We start from the raw sequence: 18,719 nt of genomic DNA on the forward strand, positions 1-18,719 counted from the left end.
ACCGGCACCGGGTATTTGATTAACGAAATGCCTGCCGGATGCCCAGCGCGATCATGAGCCCGCCACAGGTCAGATCGATCCACGCCTTGGCGCGGCGATACGCGGTTGCAATCGACGCGTGCGACAGCACGAGCGCGACGGCCCCGTACCAACTCGTCGCCGACGCACCGACCGTTGCCAGCATGGCGAAGAACGTCAGCGTGGACACGTGGGTGGGCACCGCCGAAGAAAACACCGCCGCATAAAAGGCGATGGACTTCGGGTTAGCGATATTGGTCGCGATACCTTGCAGGAACGCACCGCGAAACAGAGGCGACTTCGGTGGATGACGCTCAGTCGAAGGAGTCGCCCGCGCCGACATGATGAGCCGCACCCCGAACCAGACCAGGTAGGCCGCGCCAACCAGCCTGACGCCGACAGCGAGCCACGGGAAAACCGCGAACACCGCGCTAAGACCCAACATGGCGCACGTCGCCCAGAACAGATTGACCGTCACGATGCCAGCAACGAGCGCGAGCGCATCGCGGCGCCTGCCGGTGACCGCCTTGTGGGTGATAGCGACGAAGTTTGGCCCGGGGATGACAACCGCAGCCACGTAGACACAAAAGACCGTCACAACAGCAGACCAATCAACCATTTGTCGCCCCCGTGGGTTGTAGTTGTGCAACACGCACACCCGCTTGCACAGTCGGCATTCTGCGGCAATTCGCGGATGACCGCGTCCGACAGCAAAAATTACGCATAGATACCGATCATTACGGATTGCGCAATCGATTACGTGATGTTTAAGATGTTCGAGACCCGCCGCACACGTCCTCCGGCAGAGATGGGCGGCGGCGGGTCGTCATAACTCGAACATTGGAGACAAGCCATGCCCAGCATTACCGGCCTTAGCGGTCACTTGCGCCGTACGATTGCCGTCGCCGCGTCGTTTGCCGTTGGATCCCTTATTGCCCTTTCCTCCCCGGTGCAGGCCGCCACGATCTCCGACGGCGTCGTGAAGATCGGCGTGCTCACCGACCTCTCGGGCGTGTCGAGCGACAACGCGGGCAAGGGCAGCGTGCTCGCCGCCACCATGGCCATCGACGACTTCTCGCACGATCGCAAAGTCCTCGGCGCGCCCATCGAACTGGTGTCCGCCGACTCGCAGGGCAAGACGGACACCGGCGCGACCATCGCCCGCGAATGGTACGACCGGGGCAAAGTCGACATGATCACCGACCTCACGTTCTCGAACGTGGCGCTGGCCGTCGACCGGATTGCCGACGAAAAGAAGAAGATCGCGCTCGTGACCGGTGCGGGGTCATCCGCCATCAGCAACGAGCAATGCACGGCACATAGCGTGCAGTGGATGTACGACACGTATGCGCTCGCGAACTCGACCTCGCAAGCCTTACTGCGTCGCGGACTGAAGTCGTGGTACTTCATCACCGCCGACTACGCGTTCGGGCAGGCGCTGGAGAAAGACGCGAGCGAGATCCTGACGCGTCAGGGCGGCAAGGTCGTCGGCTCGGTGAAGCATCCGGTGAACTCGCCGGACCTGTCGTCCTATCTGCTGCGCGCCCAGACGTCCGGCGCGCAGGTGATCGCGCTGGCCAATTCCGGCACCGACACGCTCAACACCGTCAAACAGGCCTCGCAGTTCAACATCATTCAGGGCGGCAAACAGGTATTCACGCCGCTGCTCTCGCTCATCACCGAAATCCACGGCATGGGCCTGAAGAACGCGCAGGGCATGATCCTCACGAACGGCTTCTATTGGGATCAGGACGACCGCTCGCGCGCCTTTGCGCAACGCTTCTACGCGCAGCACAAGAAGATGCCGACGATGATGCAGGCCGCCGTGTATTCGGCGGTGCTCAATTATCTGAAGGCGGTTCAGGCGGCAGGCACCGACGAAGCGGACGCCGTAATGGCCAAGCTCAAGTCGATGAAGATCGACGACCCGGTGATTCGCAACGGCCAGATTCGCGCCGACGGCAAGCTCGTGCACGACATGCTGCTGGTGCAGGTGAAGACGCCCGCCGAATCGAAATCGGAATGGGATCTGTACAAGATTCTGGAGACGATTCCGGCCGACAAGGCGTTCGCCCCGCTGGCCGATTCGAAGTGCGCGCTGGTGAAGAAGTAAGTCGCGGCTGAGTATCCGCCAGCGTGATGTGGCGGCTTGACGCTCAGCGCTTGAGATCGGTGGCAGACGCGGTCTGCGTCTGACCACCGTCGTGCGATGGTCCCGCCGCAGGATCCTCGACGCGACGGAACACGAGCGCCGAGGCCAGCGTAATCAGTCCGACGCACACGAACGTCATGCGAAAGCCAGCGACGGTGCCGCCCACCCCCATCTCACCTGCCTGCCCGGCCAGATGGCCGAACAGCGCCAGCAACTGGCCGCCGATGGTCACGCCCAGCCCGAGGGCAAGCATCTGCGCCATCGAGAACAGCCCGTTGCCCGCACTCGCGCGACGCGTGCCGAGATCCTTCAGCGTCACACTGTTCATGGCCGCGAACTGCATCGAATTCGCCCCGCCGAACACCGCCAGTTGCGCGAGCCCCAGCCAGATCGGCCAGCCCGGCCCGAACAGCGCGAAGCTCGCAATCGAGCCGCCCACGACCGCCGTATTCACCATCAGAAAACGCGTATAGCCGAAGCGCACCACGAGCGGCGTGACCATACGCTTGACGACAATCCCCGCGAGGGCCACCGGCAGCATCATCAACCCGGAAGCCAGCGGGCTGTAACCCATCGCCACCTGAAGCAGCAGCGGCAACAGGAACGGCACGGCACTGCTGCCGATGCGCGCGACCAGATTGCCCAGCAAGCCGAGACTGAAGCTGCGTGTCTCGAACAGTTCCAGCGGGAACAACGGCGCAGCGCGACGGCGGGCGTACGGCCAGTAACCGAGCGTCGTCGCAACGCAAAGCAGCGCGAGGACAGCAGACGGCGCCCATCCGGCCTCCGAGAACGGATGATCCAACGCGAGCGTGAACGACACCATCGCCACCGACAGCAAGGCGAACCCACACCAGTCGAAACCGGTATCGATGACTTCGTCCTTCGTGGGACGCGGCAGGTAATGACGCACGGCGAGGCTACCGATCAGGCCGATGGGCACATTGATGAGGAAGATCCAGTGCCACGACGCCACCTGCACCAGCCAGCCGCCCAGCACCGGACCGATCATCGGGCCGACCTGCCCCGCAATCGACACAAAGGCGAGCGCCGCCAGATACTCCCCGGCCGGGAATGTGCGCAGCACGGCAAGACGTCCGATGGGCAGCAGCATCGAGCCGCCCGCGCCTTGCAGCACTCGCGCGACCACGAGTTGCGGCAGCGTGTGCGCCATCGCACAGGCAATCGAGCCGAGCACGAACAGCAGAATCGCCACGAAGTACACGCGTCGCGTGCCGAAGCGGTCGGCCAGCCATCCCGACGCGGGCGTCAGCATGGCCATCGTAAGCGAGTAGGAGACGACCACCGGCTGCATGCGCAGCGGGTTCTCGCCAAGACTCGCGGCCATGGCAGGCAGCGCCGTATTGACGATGGTCGTATCGAGCGCCTGCATGAAAAAGCCCGCCGCGACAATCCATAGCAGGGCGGTGAGCGTCTTGTCTTGCTTCATGCGGCACGGGGACGAGGCGCAGCGGTCAGCCGGGCCTCGGAGATGAATTAAGCGAGAGCAGAATTTTAGCGCGCTTCGGGCGCGCGGATCGTTGCACGTTTTGCAGCAATCGATCCGCGCGGCGCATTACTGCGATAAGGACGATGTATAGCGCGAAGATGTACAGCGGGACGATGCACAGCGATCAGGCCAACGAAAGCGGCGATCCGTTTTTCAGGCGGTCGTGTTGACGTTGTTGCCGGTGGGCTTGGCCGGGCCCATCAGCGCGAGGATCTGTGCCTGAATCGACATGGCCTGAGAGGACAGCAGGTTCATTTGCTGCAGCTTGTCTTCGGGCGGGAGACGGTCGTTCGCGCGCACGGCATCCAGTTGCTTCATCACCTTCGCGAGCATTTCCTTCAGCTTCTTGATGGTCTGCGAAACGATCTCGTTGCCGGAACCCGCGCCGTCCGTCTCGCTCATTGCCTGCCCCTGCTGCTTGGCGCTTTGGTTGACTGAGCGCAGGTCCACCAGCGTTTTGTCGCCCAGACGGCTCACGCCGTTGTTCTCGGCGGCGTCGGTGGACGTGGCATCGGTGTTGGCGACGGTCGGTTGGGCCGCGTCGTCTGCACCGGCCGACTTCGTCGAGGCCGCCTGATTGACGGTGCCCGTCGCGGCTGCCGTCCTGGCTGCCGCCTGCGCCTTATCCGCCTGCTGTTGCTGGATATGCGACTGCCAGATCTCGAGCATGCTGGACGTCGCGTTGCCCTTGGTCGGAATAATGGTCGTCATGGAGCGAGGGGTCTCCGTGGAATGGGGGAAATGAAAGAAAGTAAGGATTCGAAAGTATTACGGCATATTTCACGAAACACTTTAATTCCTGACATCCCACCTACATTCCGTCCCTCGCATCGCTGCCATGAGATTCAAACAAGATAGCCGGAGATGCCGTCCCACAGCAGCTTGACCGCCGTGACGACCAGCAGTGCGTAGCAAGCCCGGTAAATCTGACGTTGATCCAGACGCGCGTGCAATCGCCAGCCCGAGAACACGCCCACAGGAATGGCGAAGAGGCAAATCCCCATGAGCGCCCAAACCGACTGTGTCGGACGAACCAGCAGGAGCCACGGCACCGCTTTCGTCGCATTGCCGACGGTGAAGAACAGGCTGGTGGTTCCGGCATACACCTCCTTGCTCAGACCCAGCGGCAGCAGATACATCGCAAGCGGCGGTCCACCGGAGTGCGCAACCATCGTCGTCACCCCAGACGCCACGCCAGCCGTAATCGCCTTCGGCGTCGACCGTTCGCGCACCACCTGCTTCGCACCCGTGATCAGCCAGAGCCCCACGAACGCCAATGTGATAAGCGCCATCACGATGGAGATGGCGCGATGGTCAAGCACCCGGAACAGTAAGTAGCCCATCGCAATCCCCGCGAGCAACCCGGGCACCAGCCGCGCCAGGTCGGGGCGCGACCACGTCGACGGCTTCCAATAGCGCAGTGCAAACAGATCCATCGCGATAAACAATGGCGCGAGCAAGCCACCCGCGCTCACCGGGTCCATCACACACGACAGAAGCGGAATGCCGACGATAGAGAAGCCACCGCCGAAGGCACCCTTCATAAACGAAATCAGGAACACGGCGACGAACGCCACGACGACGGTTGCAAGCGTCAGTTCCGGAACGAACGAGGACAACGCCATCATGCCCTCCGCAGTAACGTCGACGCACCCGTCTTCGGCAACGTCGACAAAGCCGCGCAGCGCGCGAGGAAACACAGCATGGCAAACACGGAGTCTCTCCAAAATGACCAAACCTGCGGCGCGAAGGTTATCGCCGGGGACAGGTGCAATCAGAATGCTCCGATGTTAAATTCGGTGCAATTAAAACATTGTTCTCGGTGCAATATATGACGAAGGCTGAATATCTGACGCTTGCCGACCAGATTGCGACGGACATTGCGCAGGGTGTGCTCAGGCCCGGCGACCGGCTCCCGCCGCAGCGCGACTTTGCCGATCTGCACGGCATTGCTGCTTCGACGGCAAGCCGCGTTTACGCCGAATTGCTCCGGCGCGGCCTGGTCGTCGGCGAGGTCGGCCGGGGAACGTATGTATCCGGCGAAGCAAAACGGGGGGTCGCGGCACCGGGCGAGCCGCGCGGTGTTCGCATCGATCTGGAGTTCAATTTCCCGATTCTCCCGGTGCAATCGGCATTAATCGCGAAGAGTCTCGCCGGGCTGGAGCGGCCGCTCGACCTCGAACTGGCGTTGCGTCCTGCCACCAGTCACGGCACGTCTGCCGTGCGTAACACCGCGGCGGCCTTTCTCGCGACAGGACCGTGGACGCCATCCCCGGATCAACTCGTCTTCACCGGTGCCGGACGGCAAAGCATCGCCGCAGCACTCGCCGCCGTCGTGCCACCGGGCGCACGCTGCGGCGTCGAGATGCTCACTTATCCGTTTATCAAAGGCATTGCGGCGCGATTGGGCATCGCATTGGTGCCGCTGGCGATGGATGAGTCCGGCGTGCGTCCCGAGGCGGTGCAGCGCGCGCATCGTGAGGGCAATCTCTCGGCGATCTACCTTCAGCCGACGATTCAAAGTCCGCTGGGAATGACGATGCCTTCGATGCGGCGCGCCGAGCTGCTGCGCATCGTCGAAAAACTGAACATCACGGTGATCGAAGACAATGTCTATGGCTTTCTCGACGACGCAATGCCGCTTGCCGCAGATGCGCCCGACCATTGCATCGTGGTCGACAGTCTGTCGAAGAAGGTCGCGCCGGGGCTTAATCTGGGATTTCTCGTGACGCCACCGCGACTGCGGGACAGCGTGATGGCCGCCGTGCGCTCAGGGGGATGGACCGCGTCGGGCTACGCCTTCGCCGCCGCGCAACGCATGATGAGCGACGGCACCGTCGATACGCTCGTGCAACTCAAACGACAAGACGCACGCGCTCGCCAGCAAATCGCTGCTGACTGCCTCGCGCAGTTCGACGTGCGCACCAGCGGCAAGAGCTATCACCTCTGGCTGACGCTTCCCGCGCACTGGCGCTCGCAGATGCTGGTGGCCGCGGCCGCCCGACATGACATCGGGCTGACGCCGTCGACCACGTTTGCCGTTTCACACGGTCATGCGCCCAACGCCGTGCGACTCGCGCTGGCGGGACCGTCCCTCGAATTGCTCGACACAGGATTGCGCACGCTCGCCGACATTCTGAACGCGAAGGAAGACGATTTCGACCTGACGGAATGAGGCATCAGGCTCTGACCGCCTTATCCGCCCGGTATCCCACATGCTCGTAGCGCGCTTCGTCGTCGGTCTCTCGCGCATCGGCGTCGTCGACCCGGTCGTCGTCAGCGAGGGCATCCAGACGAATCGCCGCATGCACGAGCGCGATATGCGAAAACGCCTGCGGGAAGTTGCCGACCTGACGCTCATGCGTGGTGTCGTACTCCTCGGCCAGCAGACCGACGTCGTTGCGCAACGACAGCAACCGCTCGAACAACGCCCGGGCATCGCGATGACGCCCGATCATCACGAGGCAATCGACCATCCAGAAGCTGCACGCGAGGAACGCGCCCTCGCCTGCCGGTAACCCGTCGTCCACGCGACTCGTGCGGTAACGCTGCACCAGCCCGTCGCGCATCAGCTCGCGCTCGACCGCCTCGATGGTGCCGATCACGCGCGGATCTTCGGGGGGCAAGAACCCCACGAGCGGAATCATCAGCACGCTTGCGTCCATCTCCGACGAGCCGTACGCCTGCATGAACGCATTGCGCTGCTTGTCGAAGCCGTTGGCGCAAACATCGGCGTGAATCTCCTTGCACAGCCGACGCCAGTGGTCCACCGGCCCCGGCAAACCGAAACGCTCGGCCGACTTGATCGCGCGATCGAATGCGACCCACGCCATCACCTTCGAATACGTGAAGTGCTGACGGCCACCCCGCACTTCCCAAATGCCCTCGTCCGGCTCGCGCCACACGGTTTCGAGATGCGCAACAAGCTTCGTCTGCACCTCCCAGGTGGCGTCGACCGGCGGCAATCCACCGAGACGGGACTGATGCAGCGCGTCCATCACTTCACCGTAGACGTCCAACTGCAACTGGCCCACCGCACCGTTGCCGACCCGCACCGGCTTCGCGCCTTCGTAGCCCGGCAACCAGTCGACTTCCCATTCCGGCAGACGCCGCTCGCCGGACAAGCCGTACATGATCTGCACTTGCGACGGCGCGCCCGCCACCGCACGCACGAGCCAGTGACTCCAGTCGTTCGCCTCGGTGTAATAACCGCCGAGCATGAGCGCCTGCAACGTGAGCGTGGCGTCGCGCAGCCAGCAATAGCGATAGTCCCAGTTACGCTCCCCGCCCAATTGTTCCGGCAGCGATGTCGTAGGTGCCGCAACCACGCCGCCCGTCGGCACGAAGGTGAGCGCCTTGAGCACGATGAGGGAGCGACGAATCGCAGACGACCATCGTCCGTCGAGCTGACAGCGATTGGCCCAGGTGCGCCAGTAGCGTTCGGTGTCCGTGAGCGCGGCCAGCGGATCGATCTCGCGGGGATCGGCGTGATGCGACGGCACGCGCGAGAGCACGAACGGCACCGTCTCGCCCGCCTTCACCTCGAAGCGCGCGCGCAGGCTACCCGGCACATCCTGAATCTCGACGGGCGTGCGCATGACGACCTTATCCGGCCCGGCGATAAGACGCATGCCAGGGCCGGTCGGGTCATCGGCATCGAGCGGACGCGACCACGGCACCGATGCGCCGTAGTCGAAGCGCAGGATCAGCTCCATCGACATCGTCACGGTGCCGTGCACGCCCTTCACCAGACGCACCAGATCGGCCGCACCATCGCGCAACGGCATGAAGTCGATCACGGCGACGCAGCCTTCCACCGTCTCGAAACGCGTCTCGAGAATCAGCGTGTCGTCGTGGTAACGGCGTGTGGAAGTGGCGCGCGGATCTTCGGGAGCGATTCGCCAGCGACCATGCTCGGGGCCGCCGAGCAACGCGGCGAAGCACGCCGGGGAATCGAAGTACGGCCAGCAGAGCCAGTCGATGGAGCCGTCGCGCGCGACCAGCGCGGCGCTTCGGCAGTCGCCAATCATTGCGTAATCTTCAATACGTGCCGGCATGCTCACCTCGCGAACAGGAGAGAACCAACGCCCCCGATGCCGTCACCGTGCGCGACGTCGTCGCCTGTGACCGGGGGAGCGCAAGCGTATGAGGTCCAATGGTACGCGTCTCGCGGACGTAGGACCACCTTGCGGGCGGTGCAATGGGCGAATTGCCAGGGATTCTGCCAAGGGTCATGCCTTCCCTCCTTACGACGTTGCGTCGGGTCGGATTGATCGGGGCGGGCGACCGCTCCACTTCGCGCGCGTCGTCGCGAAATGAAAATGTCGTCGGCCAGTTCAAAAACCGACCGACGACCGGGAAGGAAGTTCGCTGAAATTGCCGCTCGGTGACGTTTCGCGGGTCAACTCGCGGAGAATCCGCATCGCGGCAACGAGACTTACATCATGCCGTCACCGTGGCGCCCTCTTCCAGTGCATGCACCGCTCCTTGCGCGATCAGCTCGCGTACATGAGCGGCGTCGAATCCATATTCGGCCAACACTTCGGACGTGTGTTCACCCAGACGCGGTGCAGGTCCGCCAGTGCACTTCGGCGTCTCCGAGAATCGAATCGGCAGGCCGATGCTGCGCGTGGGGCCATCGAGCGGATGCTGCGTTTGCACCACCATCTCGCGCGCCACGATCTGCGGATGCGACACGGCTTCGGATATTGCCAGCACCGGCCCGACCGGCAGACCGACCGCATCGAGTCGTTCCACCCAGCGCTGCGTCGTATCACGCATGAGGTAGACGGTGAGGCGCTCGACGAGTTCGTCGCGATGGGCGGTACGTCCCGCATTGGTGGCGAAGCGCGGATCCCCTGCGATTTCCGGCGCGTCGAGCACTTGCAGCAAACGCTCGTAATTGGCCTGATTCGCGGCACCGATGTTGATCCAGCCGTCCTGCGTGCGAAACGCCTGATACGGCGTGCTCGTCGGATTAGCGGAGCCGAACTTCGGCGGATTCTCGCCGATGGCGAAGAAGTTCGCAGCGGCCCAGTACATCTGCTGAAATCCCGCTTCGAGCAGCGATGTATCCACGATCTGCCCTTGCCCGGTGCGCAAACGATGTGCGTAGGCGGCCGAGATGCCGAGCGCCGCCAGAATGCCTGCGTTGATGTCGGCAATCGGCGAACCGGCCTTGATCGGCGCTTGCCCCGGTTCACCCGTCACACTCATCAACCCCGACAGGCCCTGCGCGATCAGATCGAATCCGCCTTTGTCGGCGTAAGGCCCCGTGCGTCCGTAGCCCGAGATGGAACAGTAGATCAGCCCCGGGTTGGCTTCGCGCAACGTGTCATAGCCGAGGCCCAGCTTTTCCATCGTGCCCTTGCGATAGTTCTCGGTGACGACGTCGGCACTCGCGAGCATCTTGCGCAACACAGCCTTGCCGCCATCGGTCTTGAGATTGAGCGCGATACCGCGCTTGTTGCGGTTGAGCATCATGAACGACGCCGACTCGCCGTGCGAGAGGATCGGCGCGAATCGGCGTGCATCGTCGCCATCCATCTTTTCTACCTTGACGACGTCGGCGCCCATGTCCGCGAGCATCATCCCGCACACCGGGCCGGACATGATGTGCGACAGCTCGATCACCTTGACGCCCTGCAACGGGCCGCTTTTATTTGCCATGTCGGCTTGCTTGTCGGTCATCTCAGCGGCCCTCGAATACCGGCATCGTCTTCGCAAGGAACGCGCGATAGCCCGCCTGAAAATCGGCAGTGCCGAAGCACGCGAACCCTTCGTCGATCTGCGCGGGCGTGAGAGGCTTGCCGCTCACCAACTCACGCACGAAGCGCTTGTGCCAGCGCGCGACGAGCGGCGCACCGGCGGCGATGCGATCGGCCGTCGCGAGCGCTTCGCGAGTGACGTCGCTATCCGCCACCACACGCGTGACAGCCCCGATGCGCAGCGCTTCCTGCGCGTCGAAAATGCGGCCTTCGAGCAGAATCTCCAGCGCCTTGGTCGGACCGAGCAGGCGCACGAGGCCGGACAGTTCCGCGTGCGCCATCACCAGACCGAGCTTGTTGATCGGCGCGCCGAAGCGACTCGACTCGCCGCAAATGCGGATGTCGCACGACGCGGCAATCTCCATGCCGCCCCCCACGCAGATGCCATGAATCATGGCGACGAGCGGCACCGGGCAGTTCGTCAGCGCATCGAGCGTGCGATGCATGAGCGCGCCATACGTTCGCGCCTGCTCCACGTTGGCGCGATCGGTCTCGAACTCGGCGATGTCGTTGCCCGGTGCGAAGGCCTTTTCACCTGCGCCGCGCAACACGATGCAGCGCACGTCAGGCGACTCGGACAACGTCAGAATCGTGTCGCCCAACGCCTGCCACATCGGCTTGGTCAGCGCATTGAGCTTTTCGGGACGGTTGAGCGTGACCAGCGCAATCGCGCCGTGTCGCTCGGTCAGAACGGTCGATGTCACATTGCCTCCTGGAGTCGCCGACATGTGTGTGACGTCGGCGGATAACGATTTTTGGTATACCAATTTTTCGTTAACGATAGGAGCAGACACCTTCGATTGACAAGTATCAATCGAAAAAATCAGGGTTAACGTTGAAAAGCAGGCGATTGCGGATTGACGCTTTCGGTCATCGACATCAAAATTGGCATTCCAATTTCAATATCCCCGCACATGAGCACCACCGCTTCGCTGAACGCCGCCGCGTACGACGCCCTCAAGGCACGCATCGTGCGTGGTGACCTGCGCCCCGGCGCACCGTTGTCCGAGCGCGCGTTGTGCGACGAGCTCGCGGTGTCGCGCACGCCACTGCGCGAGGCGCTCAAGCGGCTGGCCAACGAAGGACTGGTGGAAATCTCCGAGACACGGCGGGCACGTGTGGCGCGGGTGAGCGTCGATGAAGTCGTGAACCTGCTGGCGGTGATGGCAGTGTTGGAAGGGCTCTCGGGAGAGCAGGCGTGCGAGAAGGCCTCGGAGGCCGACCTCGACGAACTCACCCGGCTACAAGACGAGATGGAGTCAGCGTACGCACGCACCGATCACGCCGCCTACTTCGCACTCAATCAGCAGATCCACCTCAGCATTCTGCGCATGGCGGACAACGGACCGCTGGCCGAGTACTTCCACAATCTCAACGCGCGCTTACGCCATGTACGGGAGCGTCTGACGCCAACGCCCGAGCGGTGGCGCCAGGCCGTGGACGAGCATGCGGAGATGCTGGCGTTGCTGCGCCGACGCGATGCAAAGCGACTGCGCACCTTGATGGAAGCGCACTTGCGCAGCAAGACGGACGCCTATGTGGCAGCCATGCTTAACGAAGGGCTCGTGAGCATGAGTCGCGCCGCCTGAGAGAAGATCAGGCCGCCACGCGCTTGTTGGCAAGCACCGCGGCACACTTCGCCATCAGGTGCACGCGCAGCAGTCGGCCGAGCGTGGCGCCGTCGCGCTGACGCAAAGCATGCAGTATCTCGACGTGCTCTTCGATAGCCCGATCCCACTTCCCCGCATGCAGGTTGGAGCGAAAGCGCAGCGCCTGAAGCCGGTGATTGACCGACTGATACATCTGCGTGAGCGCTGGATTACGCGCCGCGGCGTTGATTCGGTCGTGAATGCGCTGATTGCAGTCGAAGTAGCCCGATAGATCGCCATTGGCATGGCAGGCGTCCATCGCACTATGGAGCTCCTGAATCTCCTCGATCTCCGCTTGCGTGATGCGCTGACACGCCAGCTCACCGGCCAGCGCTTCCAGACCGCTCAGGAGTTCGAAGGCATCGGAAATATCGCTCGCGGACAACGTCACGACGCGCGCCCCGCGATTCGGCAGCAGATCGATCAGACGCTCGACGGCGAGCATCTTCAGCGCCTCGCGCAACGGCGTGCGCGACACGCCCAGTTGCTCGCACAGCGCACGTTCGTTCAGGTGAGAGCCGGGCGGCAGAACGCCCTCGGTAATCATCTTGCGCAGCCTGTCCATCACAGCAAGATGCAGCGCCTGACGGCTGATCGGTTGACTCCCGCCCGTGTCTGGCGGATGAATAGCGGGGTCGCGTACGGCGTTCAATGTCACGGAGTGCATAAGCTTGCCCTGGTCATTCGTTTTAGGAAGAAAGACAGCGACTGCCTGCAAAGCACCTTCTTGGACGACGGCATACCCGACCGAAGCCCCGCCACACGAAATATTTCGGCTTGCGATGAAATATTACGAAATATTACGAAGCCCGATTCTCGCAGATCGATGCAGTTTTGACTACGTTATGTGGTGTTTTCACTGAGTACGCGACATGTTTGCGCCGCACCGCAACATGCCCGGATTTTGGATACGATGTGGACAACTGTCGTTGGCAATTGACTGACGCAGCGCCCTTCCCTCTGGAGATTTGCAAGATGTTCGAGACCCAACCCGCCGTCGAGTCGCTGGCTCGCCTGCTCGCCGACACGCGCCGTGGCGACACGCCTATCGATTCGCCTGCCCCGGCGCTGTTGCCGGTCGACGCCAACGCCGCCTACGCCGTGCAACTGCGCACCCTCGATCTGCTCGGCGATACGATTGCGGCATGGAAAGTAGGCGCGAAAACCCCGACGGACCTGCCCAACTGCGCGCCGATTCCGGCGTCGGTGGTCAGCAATACTGGCGGTGCACTGGCGTTGAACGACTTCTTCCGCCCCGGGCTCGAACTGGAAATCGCCTTCCGTCTTTCGCGCGACATCAAGCCGGGCCGCTATGAAGAACGCGAAGCCATGATGTTCGTGGACGACATGCTAGCCACCATCGAAATCACCGACAGCCGTTTCGCGGAGAAGGGACTCGACAGCCGCTATGCGCTGGCCGACCTTCAGAACAACGGGGCGCTCGTGATCGGCAGCGGTCGCGGATACGAGGCAGGTTTCGATTACTCGCGCCCGAAAGCCGTGTTCTCGCTCGACGGTCGCGACATCACGCCCGCCAAGGTCTTCAACACGGGCGGCGACCCGCGCACGCTCCTCACGTGGCTCGTCAATCACAACGGCAAGCGCGGCATCACGATGCGCGCGGGCGCGATCGTGACCTGCGGCTCGTACGTCGGCATGATTCCCGCCACCGGTCCGGGTGAACTGCGCGGCGTGATCGACGGCGTCGGCGAAGTCGCCGTGACGTTGAAGTAAGGAAAACGGCGCGTCCGAGGCGGGGACCTTCGCGACGCGCCTGCCCTCGCCAGACAACCGGATGCGCGGCCAGCTCAGTGCTTTGCGGCGCGTCCGTCCACCCCGGCCAGCATCTTCGGCGCGAGCAATGCGATAGGCACAATGCACAGCAACCCCGCACCGAGCGCGAATGGCAGGCTGATGCCATGTGCGATGGCACCGATCAGCACCGGGCCGACCAGCAGCCCGAGGTAAGCGAGCTTGGCCATGACGGCAATCGCTTCCGCGCTGGCCATCCCGGCACCACGCGCCACTTCGCCCGACGCCGCAAACATCACCGGCATCACGTTCGACAAGCCGAGGCCCGCGAGCGCAAAGCCCGCCACCACGGCTGCCGGTTCACGCCAGAACAGCGCGAGCAGCACGCCACCGACACACAACAAACTGCTCACGCGCAGCAAACGCGCGCCGCCCATGCGGGCACGTACGGGATCGCCGCCGAATCGACCGACGGCCATGCCGACGGAAAACGCAGCATAGCCCGCGCCGATCCACGCGCCCTGCGCCAGCACCACTTCGCGCATGTACACGGCGGTCCAGTCGTACATTGCGCCCTCCACCACCAGACCGAGGAACGCGAGGATACCGAAGCCCGTCAGTTTGCGATGCAGCTTGCGACGCGACACCTCGTCCAGCGCGGGCGGCGGCGTGTGCTTGTGCGGCCCTTCGCCACCCTCGCCACCCTCGCTCCCCTCGCCTGCGCCCGCTTGCAGCACCGGGGCTTCGCCCGGCATCATGTCTCGCTGCATGAAGCGCGCGCCGACGACGATCACCACCGCGCAGCCGAGCGCCGCCAGTCCGATATGCCACTGCGGCGAGCCGTGATGCGCGAGCCACGCGCCGCCCACGAGCGCACCGGCCATGCCGCCCAGACTGAAGCAACCGTGCAGCGACGCCATGATCGGCCTGCGATAACGCGCTTCGAGCGTTGCGGCCTGCGCATTCACGGCAACGTCGTATGTCGCGTTCGCCGCGCCGTAGAGCGCCAGCCAGCCTACGAGGCCCCAATAACTGGGCATCGACAGAATGAATGCGCTCGTAAGCGCCAGCGCGATGCCGGAATGCAAGCTCGCGCGCTGACTGCCCGCGCGCCCGACCCAGCGCGCCATGCGCGACATGGTGACGATTGCGCCGCCCGCCACGGCGAACATCGCCACCGACAGGCTCGCGTCGTTCAGGGCGAACATCGCCTTGACGGTGGGCACATGCACGCCCCACGTCGCATACAGGAATCCGCTGCAAAACAGCAATGCCATCGTTGCCGCGCGCGCAGGCCAAAAGCCCGTGCGCGGCTTCGCGATTTCAGAAGTCATGGGAATTGAAGAAGTGCGGGAATTCAGGGGTGACAAGGCAGAGAACACCGCCTGGTCGTCATGAACGTTTTGATGCGGCCGACGAGCGTCCGGCGTTGCGGATCTCGCAATCGATGTTGAGAATTCTAACGCACTCTATGTGACAGCACAGTGCACTTTCGGCAACGTCGTCACGAATCCCGCTCAATGGGTGTGCGTGCACGCCGTCGATGCGACGGCGAAAAAAGCTGGCCGCCGCGCCACACCGGTCAAGTATGCGGGCGGCAGCCAGCAGGGGAAATCGATGCCCGGATGCTTCGTTCACCGATCCAGTGAATGCCTCGCGGTCAGTGGACTACGCGTCGATGGCATTGCGGTGCCGTTCGGGCAAGCGATTCCGCTACTGTCGGCGGACGAGGCAGCGCTGACAAGGCAATCTCCCACGTTGTGAGAAGACGACGCGCGCATTCGTCGGCGAACGCACGCCATGCGTCGGTGCGCGCACGACCGCGCACAACTTATCCACCGTTTTTGTTCACAAGGCTGTGGACAACGAACGGAGACAACGTGCCAAGCACTTGATCGGTATGGGGATTTCGACGCAGGCGATCAGTCGGCGGCACCCGCAGGCAAAAGACGCGCAGGCACCGCCGATTTATCCACAGATTTTGTGTTCAAGTCTGTGGACAAGTCCTTGATGAGAGGACCCAAGTGGTTGATTCGACTCAGAGATTCATTCCGCAGCCAGCGTCGAAGCAGCGCTGATCTGCTCCGGCGTCAGTGCGAATCCCTTGTTCCGCTCGCGCACCACGCGATGAATCAACTCCCACACCGTATGTGCGACGGGCGAGAGCGAGCGGTTCTTGCGGCGCACGAGCACGATGTTGCGCTCGAAGGCTGGCAGCAGCGGACGCACGGCGAGTGTGGAATTCTCCGGCAGTGGCAACGCCAGCGGCGGCAGCACGCTCACACCCAGCCCTTCCTGCACCATGCGGAAGATTGTGCTGACATGCCCCAACTCCTGCGTGATGGTCCCCTGCACTTTCTGCGTGGTGAGTGCACGGTCGATCAGCGGACGGCTACCCGAACTCTGGTTGAGCAGCACGAGGTTCTCGCCCGACAACTCCGACCAGTGCACAGCGCCTTGCGATGCCAGCGGATGATCATTGCGGCACACGAGACAGAACGGTTCGCTCATCAGATGCTCGGTCGTCAGATCGTCGGCCCCTTGCGGCGCCACCACGATGCCGAAGTCCACGTCGCCCGCACGCACGCTGTCGAGCACGGCGCGTTGCATCTGGTCGACGAGTGCGAGCGCGATGTCCGGATAGGTGGCTTGCGAAGCGAGCAACACACGCGGCATGAGCGTCGCGGAGATGGTCGGCGCTGCGCCAATGCGTACACGACCGGTGGTGCGCGCCTCCGCCCCGTGGGTCTGGAGCAACGCGATTTCGAGTTCGTCCAGCACCCGATCGAGGTTGCCCGCGAGCGTGACCCCCGCGTCGGTGAGCGCGACTTCCCGCGTCGTGCGGTCGACGAGGCGCAGGCCGAGTTGTCCTTCGAGTTCGTTGATGCAGCGGCTGATGGCCGGTTGTGTCAGGCCGATCTCGGCACCCGCGCGGCTGAAGTTCTTGCTGCGCGCTACGACCATGAAGACCTTGAGTTGTCTCAGCGATACGTTCATAAAGCCTGCCCGTAAGTATTCGAACTAGCCACAAATGACTCAGGCGCGCCGCCCACGGCGGCGCGCCCCCGTACGTGCTTCGATCAGGCTGCTGCCTTGACCATTTCCTCGATCACTTTCTTCGCATCGCCGAAGACCATCATGGTCTTATCGAGATAGAAAAGATCGTTATCCAGCCCGGCATAACCGGCGGCCATCGAGCGCTTGTTGACGATGATCGTCTTGGCCTTGTAAGCCTCGATGATCGGCATCCCGGCAATCGGCGATTGCGGATCGTTCTTCGCGGCGGGGTTCACCACGTCGTTCGCACCGAGCACGAGCACCACGTCCGTCTGACCGAATTCGCCGTTGATTTCGTCCATCTCCAGCACCTGGTCGTACGGCACTTCGGCTTCGGCCAGCAGCACGTTCATGTGACCCGGCATACGGCCCGCGACCGGGTGAATCGCATAACGCACGCTCACGCCCTTCTCGATCAGCTTGTCCGTCAGTTCCTTGAGGGCATGCTGGGCGCGTGCCACGGCCAGGCCGTAACCCGGCACGATCACCAGCGATTCGGCATTGCTCATGAGGAACGCTGCGTCGTCGGGCGAGCCGGACTTCACCGGACGCTGCTGTTGTTCGCCCGCCGCCGCCCCCGCGCCCGGCGTCGCACCGAAGCCACCGAGAATCACGTTGAAGAACGAGCGGTTCATCGCCTTGCACATGATGTACGACAGAATCGCGCCGGACGAGCCGACCAGCGAGCCCGCGATAATCAGCATCGGGTTGTTCAGCGAGAAGCCGATGCCTGCGGCCGCCCAGCCCGAGTACGAGTTCAGCATCGAGACCACGACCGGCATATCCGCACCGCCAATCGGGATGATGATGAGCACGCCGAGTACGAAGGCGATGGCGGTCATGATGACGAACGGCGTCCAGCTCAGCGTCGTGAAGAACGCAATGCCGAAGCCGAGCATCGCAATCGCGAGCGCCAGGTTCACGAAGTGCTGGCCCTTGAACACGACCGGCGCGCCCTGGAACAGACGGAACTTGTACTTGCCCGAGAGCTTGCCGAACGCAATGACCGACCCCGAGAACGTGATCGCGCCGACGAACGTGCCGATGAACAGCTCGATACGGTTGCCCGGCGGCAGCGCCTCGCCTGCGGCGACGATGCCGAACGCAGCGGGTTCCGCCACAGCAGCCACAGCGATACAGACAGCCGCCAGACCGATCAGCGAGTGCATGGCGGCCACGAGTTCCGGCATCTTCGTCATCTCGACCTTGCGGGCGACGTAGGCACCGATGCCGCCACCGACAACGAGACCTGCGAGGATCAGCCCCAGACCGGAGAAGTTGCCGCCCGAGAGCTTGCGCAACTCGAAAATCAGCGCCACGGTCGTCACGGCTGCGATCGTCATGCCGATCATGCCGAAGGCGTTGCCGCGACGCGCCATGCGCGGATTCGACAAGCCCTTGAGCGCCTGAATGAAACAGATCGACGCGACCAGATACAACAGCGTCACAAGATTCATGCTCATGTCAGTGCGCTCCCTTTGCTGCCGATTCGTCGTTGGCCGCCTTCGCAGGGGCCTTATCCTTTTTCTTGAACATCTCCAGCATGCGCTGCGTGACGAGGAAGCCCCCGAACACGTTCACCGCTGCGAGCGCCACCGCCACAACACCCATCGTCTTGCCGAGGTTGCCTTCGGTGAGGCCTGCGGCCAGCATGGCCCCCACGATCACAATGGCCGAGATCGCGTTGGTCACCGCCATGAGCGGCGTGTGCAATGCCGGTGTGACGTTCCACACCACGTGATAGCCGACGTACACCGCCAGCACGAAGATGATCAGGTTGATCACCGTGTGATTAATCAATTCCATGGCAGAGC

General features: G+C 63.2%; 16 protein-coding genes. 4 read left to right on the forward strand and 12 right to left on the reverse strand.

Features of this window, described 5'->3' with window-relative positions:
* Window positions 1-19 precede the first annotated feature (19 nt).
* Window positions 20-637 (reverse strand): LysE family translocator, encoded by a 618-nt coding sequence (locus tag NA29_RS16345; RefSeq protein WP_039399613.1) that lies wholly within the window; start codon window positions 635-637, stop codon window positions 20-22.
* Between the two features lie 234 nt (window positions 638-871).
* Between NA29_RS16345 and NA29_RS16350 the strand changes: the two genes are divergently transcribed.
* Window positions 872-2,131, forward strand: a complete 1,260-nt coding sequence (locus NA29_RS16350) for an ABC transporter substrate-binding protein (protein WP_039399615.1) — start codon at window positions 872-874, stop codon at window positions 2,129-2,131.
* A gap of 43 nt (window positions 2,132-2,174) precedes the next feature.
* On the opposite strand, the gene mdtD is transcribed toward NA29_RS16350, so the two are convergent.
* From mdtD to NA29_RS16365, 3 genes are all read right to left on the reverse strand, one after another.
* Window positions 2,175-3,620, reverse strand: a complete 1,446-nt coding sequence (mdtD, locus tag NA29_RS16355) for a multidrug transporter subunit MdtD (RefSeq protein WP_039399618.1) — start codon at window positions 3,618-3,620, stop codon at window positions 2,175-2,177.
* A 213-nt stretch (window positions 3,621-3,833) separates the two neighbouring features.
* Entirely contained in the window at window positions 3,834-4,391 is a 558-nt protein-coding gene (locus tag NA29_RS16360; RefSeq protein WP_039399619.1) for a FlxA-like family protein, read from the reverse strand.
* A gap of 134 nt (window positions 4,392-4,525) precedes the next feature.
* Complete coding sequence (locus tag NA29_RS16365; protein ID WP_095178552.1) at window positions 4,526-5,308, reverse strand: sulfite exporter TauE/SafE family protein; 783 nt, start codon at window positions 5,306-5,308, stop codon at window positions 4,526-4,528.
* Between the two features lie 203 nt (window positions 5,309-5,511).
* Here NA29_RS16365 and NA29_RS16370 point away from each other — a divergent pair, with 203 nt between their 5' ends.
* The gene (locus NA29_RS16370) at window positions 5,512-6,855 is read left to right on the forward strand and encodes an aminotransferase-like domain-containing protein (RefSeq protein ID WP_039399620.1); all 1,344 of its coding nucleotides are present in this window, start codon (window positions 5,512-5,514) and stop codon (window positions 6,853-6,855) included.
* A gap of 4 nt (window positions 6,856-6,859) precedes the next feature.
* Here the strand turns inward: NA29_RS16370 and NA29_RS16375 are convergent, their stop codons facing one another.
* From NA29_RS16375 to NA29_RS16385, 3 genes are all read right to left on the reverse strand, one after another.
* Complete coding sequence (locus NA29_RS16375; RefSeq protein WP_039399621.1) at window positions 6,860-8,737, reverse strand: glycoside hydrolase family 15 protein; 1,878 nt, start codon at window positions 8,735-8,737, stop codon at window positions 6,860-6,862.
* A 385-nt stretch (window positions 8,738-9,122) separates the two neighbouring features.
* Window positions 9,123-10,370 carry a CaiB/BaiF CoA transferase family protein gene (locus tag NA29_RS16380; protein WP_084103828.1) on the reverse strand — a complete coding sequence of 416 codons (1,248 nt, stop codon included), beginning with the start codon at window positions 10,368-10,370 and terminating at the stop codon, window positions 9,123-9,125.
* Between the two features lies 1 nt (window position 10,371).
* Window positions 10,372-11,175, reverse strand: coding sequence for an enoyl-CoA hydratase/isomerase family protein (locus tag NA29_RS16385; RefSeq protein ID WP_039399623.1), 804 nt, complete (start codon window positions 11,173-11,175; stop codon window positions 10,372-10,374).
* A 186-nt stretch (window positions 11,176-11,361) separates the two neighbouring features.
* Between NA29_RS16385 and NA29_RS16390 the strand changes: the two genes are divergently transcribed.
* Entirely contained in the window at window positions 11,362-12,036 is a 675-nt protein-coding gene (locus NA29_RS16390; protein ID WP_039399625.1) for a GntR family transcriptional regulator, read from the forward strand.
* A gap of 7 nt (window positions 12,037-12,043) precedes the next feature.
* Here NA29_RS16390 and NA29_RS16395 read toward each other — a convergent pair whose 3' ends face one another.
* Complete coding sequence (locus NA29_RS16395; RefSeq protein WP_084103830.1) at window positions 12,044-12,763, reverse strand: GntR family transcriptional regulator; 720 nt, start codon at window positions 12,761-12,763, stop codon at window positions 12,044-12,046.
* A 308-nt stretch (window positions 12,764-13,071) separates the two neighbouring features.
* Between NA29_RS16395 and NA29_RS16400 the strand changes: the two genes are divergently transcribed.
* Window positions 13,072-13,830, forward strand: a complete 759-nt coding sequence (locus NA29_RS16400) for a 2-keto-4-pentenoate hydratase (protein WP_039399627.1) — start codon at window positions 13,072-13,074, stop codon at window positions 13,828-13,830.
* Between the two features lie 74 nt (window positions 13,831-13,904).
* Here the strand turns inward: NA29_RS16400 and NA29_RS16405 are convergent, their stop codons facing one another.
* From NA29_RS16405 to NA29_RS16420, 4 genes are all read right to left on the reverse strand, one after another.
* Window positions 13,905-15,182 (reverse strand): MFS transporter, encoded by a 1,278-nt coding sequence (locus NA29_RS16405; protein WP_039399629.1) that lies wholly within the window; start codon window positions 15,180-15,182, stop codon window positions 13,905-13,907.
* Between the two features lie 712 nt (window positions 15,183-15,894).
* Complete coding sequence (locus tag NA29_RS16410; protein ID WP_039399631.1) at window positions 15,895-16,845, reverse strand: LysR family transcriptional regulator; 951 nt, start codon at window positions 16,843-16,845, stop codon at window positions 15,895-15,897.
* 83 nt (window positions 16,846-16,928) lie between these two features.
* A complete protein-coding gene (locus NA29_RS16415) occupies window positions 16,929-18,368 on the reverse strand; it encodes an NAD(P)(+) transhydrogenase (Re/Si-specific) subunit beta (protein WP_039399632.1) in 1,440 nt (479 codons plus the stop codon).
* 1 nt (window position 18,369) lies between these two features.
* Window positions 18,370-18,711 (reverse strand): NAD(P) transhydrogenase subunit alpha part 2, encoded by a 342-nt coding sequence (locus NA29_RS16420; protein ID WP_039399633.1) that lies wholly within the window; start codon window positions 18,709-18,711, stop codon window positions 18,370-18,372.
* Window positions 18,712-18,719: the final 8 nt, after the last annotated feature.

Source organism: Pandoraea sputorum (assembly GCF_000814845.2).
In the GTDB taxonomy this organism is placed as follows: Bacteria; Pseudomonadota; Gammaproteobacteria; order Burkholderiales; family Burkholderiaceae; genus Pandoraea; species Pandoraea sputorum.

Coding starts and splice junctions, on each gene's coding strand:
- NA29_RS16410 (WP_039399631.1), bottom strand. CDS start 16,845: ATGAACGTATCGCTGAGACAACTCAAGGTCTTCATGGTCGTAGCGCGC.
- NA29_RS16395 (WP_084103830.1), bottom strand. CDS start 12,763: ATGCACTCCGTGACATTGAACGCCGTACGCGACCCCGCTATTCATCCG.
- NA29_RS16385 (WP_039399623.1), bottom strand. CDS start 11,175: ATGTCGGCGACTCCAGGAGGCAATGTGACATCGACCGTTCTGACCGAG.
- NA29_RS16400 (WP_039399627.1), top strand. CDS start 13,072: ATGTTCGAGACCCAACCCGCCGTCGAGTCGCTGGCTCGCCTGCTCGCC.
- NA29_RS16380 (WP_084103828.1), bottom strand. CDS start 10,370: ATGACCGACAAGCAAGCCGACATGGCAAATAAAAGCGGCCCGTTGCAG.
- NA29_RS16370 (WP_039399620.1), top strand. CDS start 5,512: ATGACGAAGGCTGAATATCTGACGCTTGCCGACCAGATTGCGACGGAC.
- NA29_RS16345 (WP_039399613.1), bottom strand. CDS start 637: ATGGTTGATTGGTCTGCTGTTGTGACGGTCTTTTGTGTCTACGTGGCT.
- NA29_RS16420 (WP_039399633.1), bottom strand. CDS start 18,711: ATGGAATTGATTAATCACACGGTGATCAACCTGATCATCTTCGTGCTG.
- NA29_RS16350 (WP_039399615.1), top strand. CDS start 872: ATGCCCAGCATTACCGGCCTTAGCGGTCACTTGCGCCGTACGATTGCC.
- NA29_RS16390 (WP_039399625.1), top strand. CDS start 11,362: ATGAGCACCACCGCTTCGCTGAACGCCGCCGCGTACGACGCCCTCAAG.
- NA29_RS16405 (WP_039399629.1), bottom strand. CDS start 15,182: ATGACTTCTGAAATCGCGAAGCCGCGCACGGGCTTTTGGCCTGCGCGC.
- NA29_RS16360 (WP_039399619.1), bottom strand. CDS start 4,391: ATGACGACCATTATTCCGACCAAGGGCAACGCGACGTCCAGCATGCTC.
- NA29_RS16415 (WP_039399632.1), bottom strand. CDS start 18,368: ATGAGCATGAATCTTGTGACGCTGTTGTATCTGGTCGCGTCGATCTGT.
- mdtD (WP_039399618.1), bottom strand. CDS start 3,620: ATGAAGCAAGACAAGACGCTCACCGCCCTGCTATGGATTGTCGCGGCG.
- NA29_RS16375 (WP_039399621.1), bottom strand. CDS start 8,737: ATGCCGGCACGTATTGAAGATTACGCAATGATTGGCGACTGCCGAAGC.
- NA29_RS16365 (WP_095178552.1), bottom strand. CDS start 5,308: ATGATGGCGTTGTCCTCGTTCGTTCCGGAACTGACGCTTGCAACCGTC.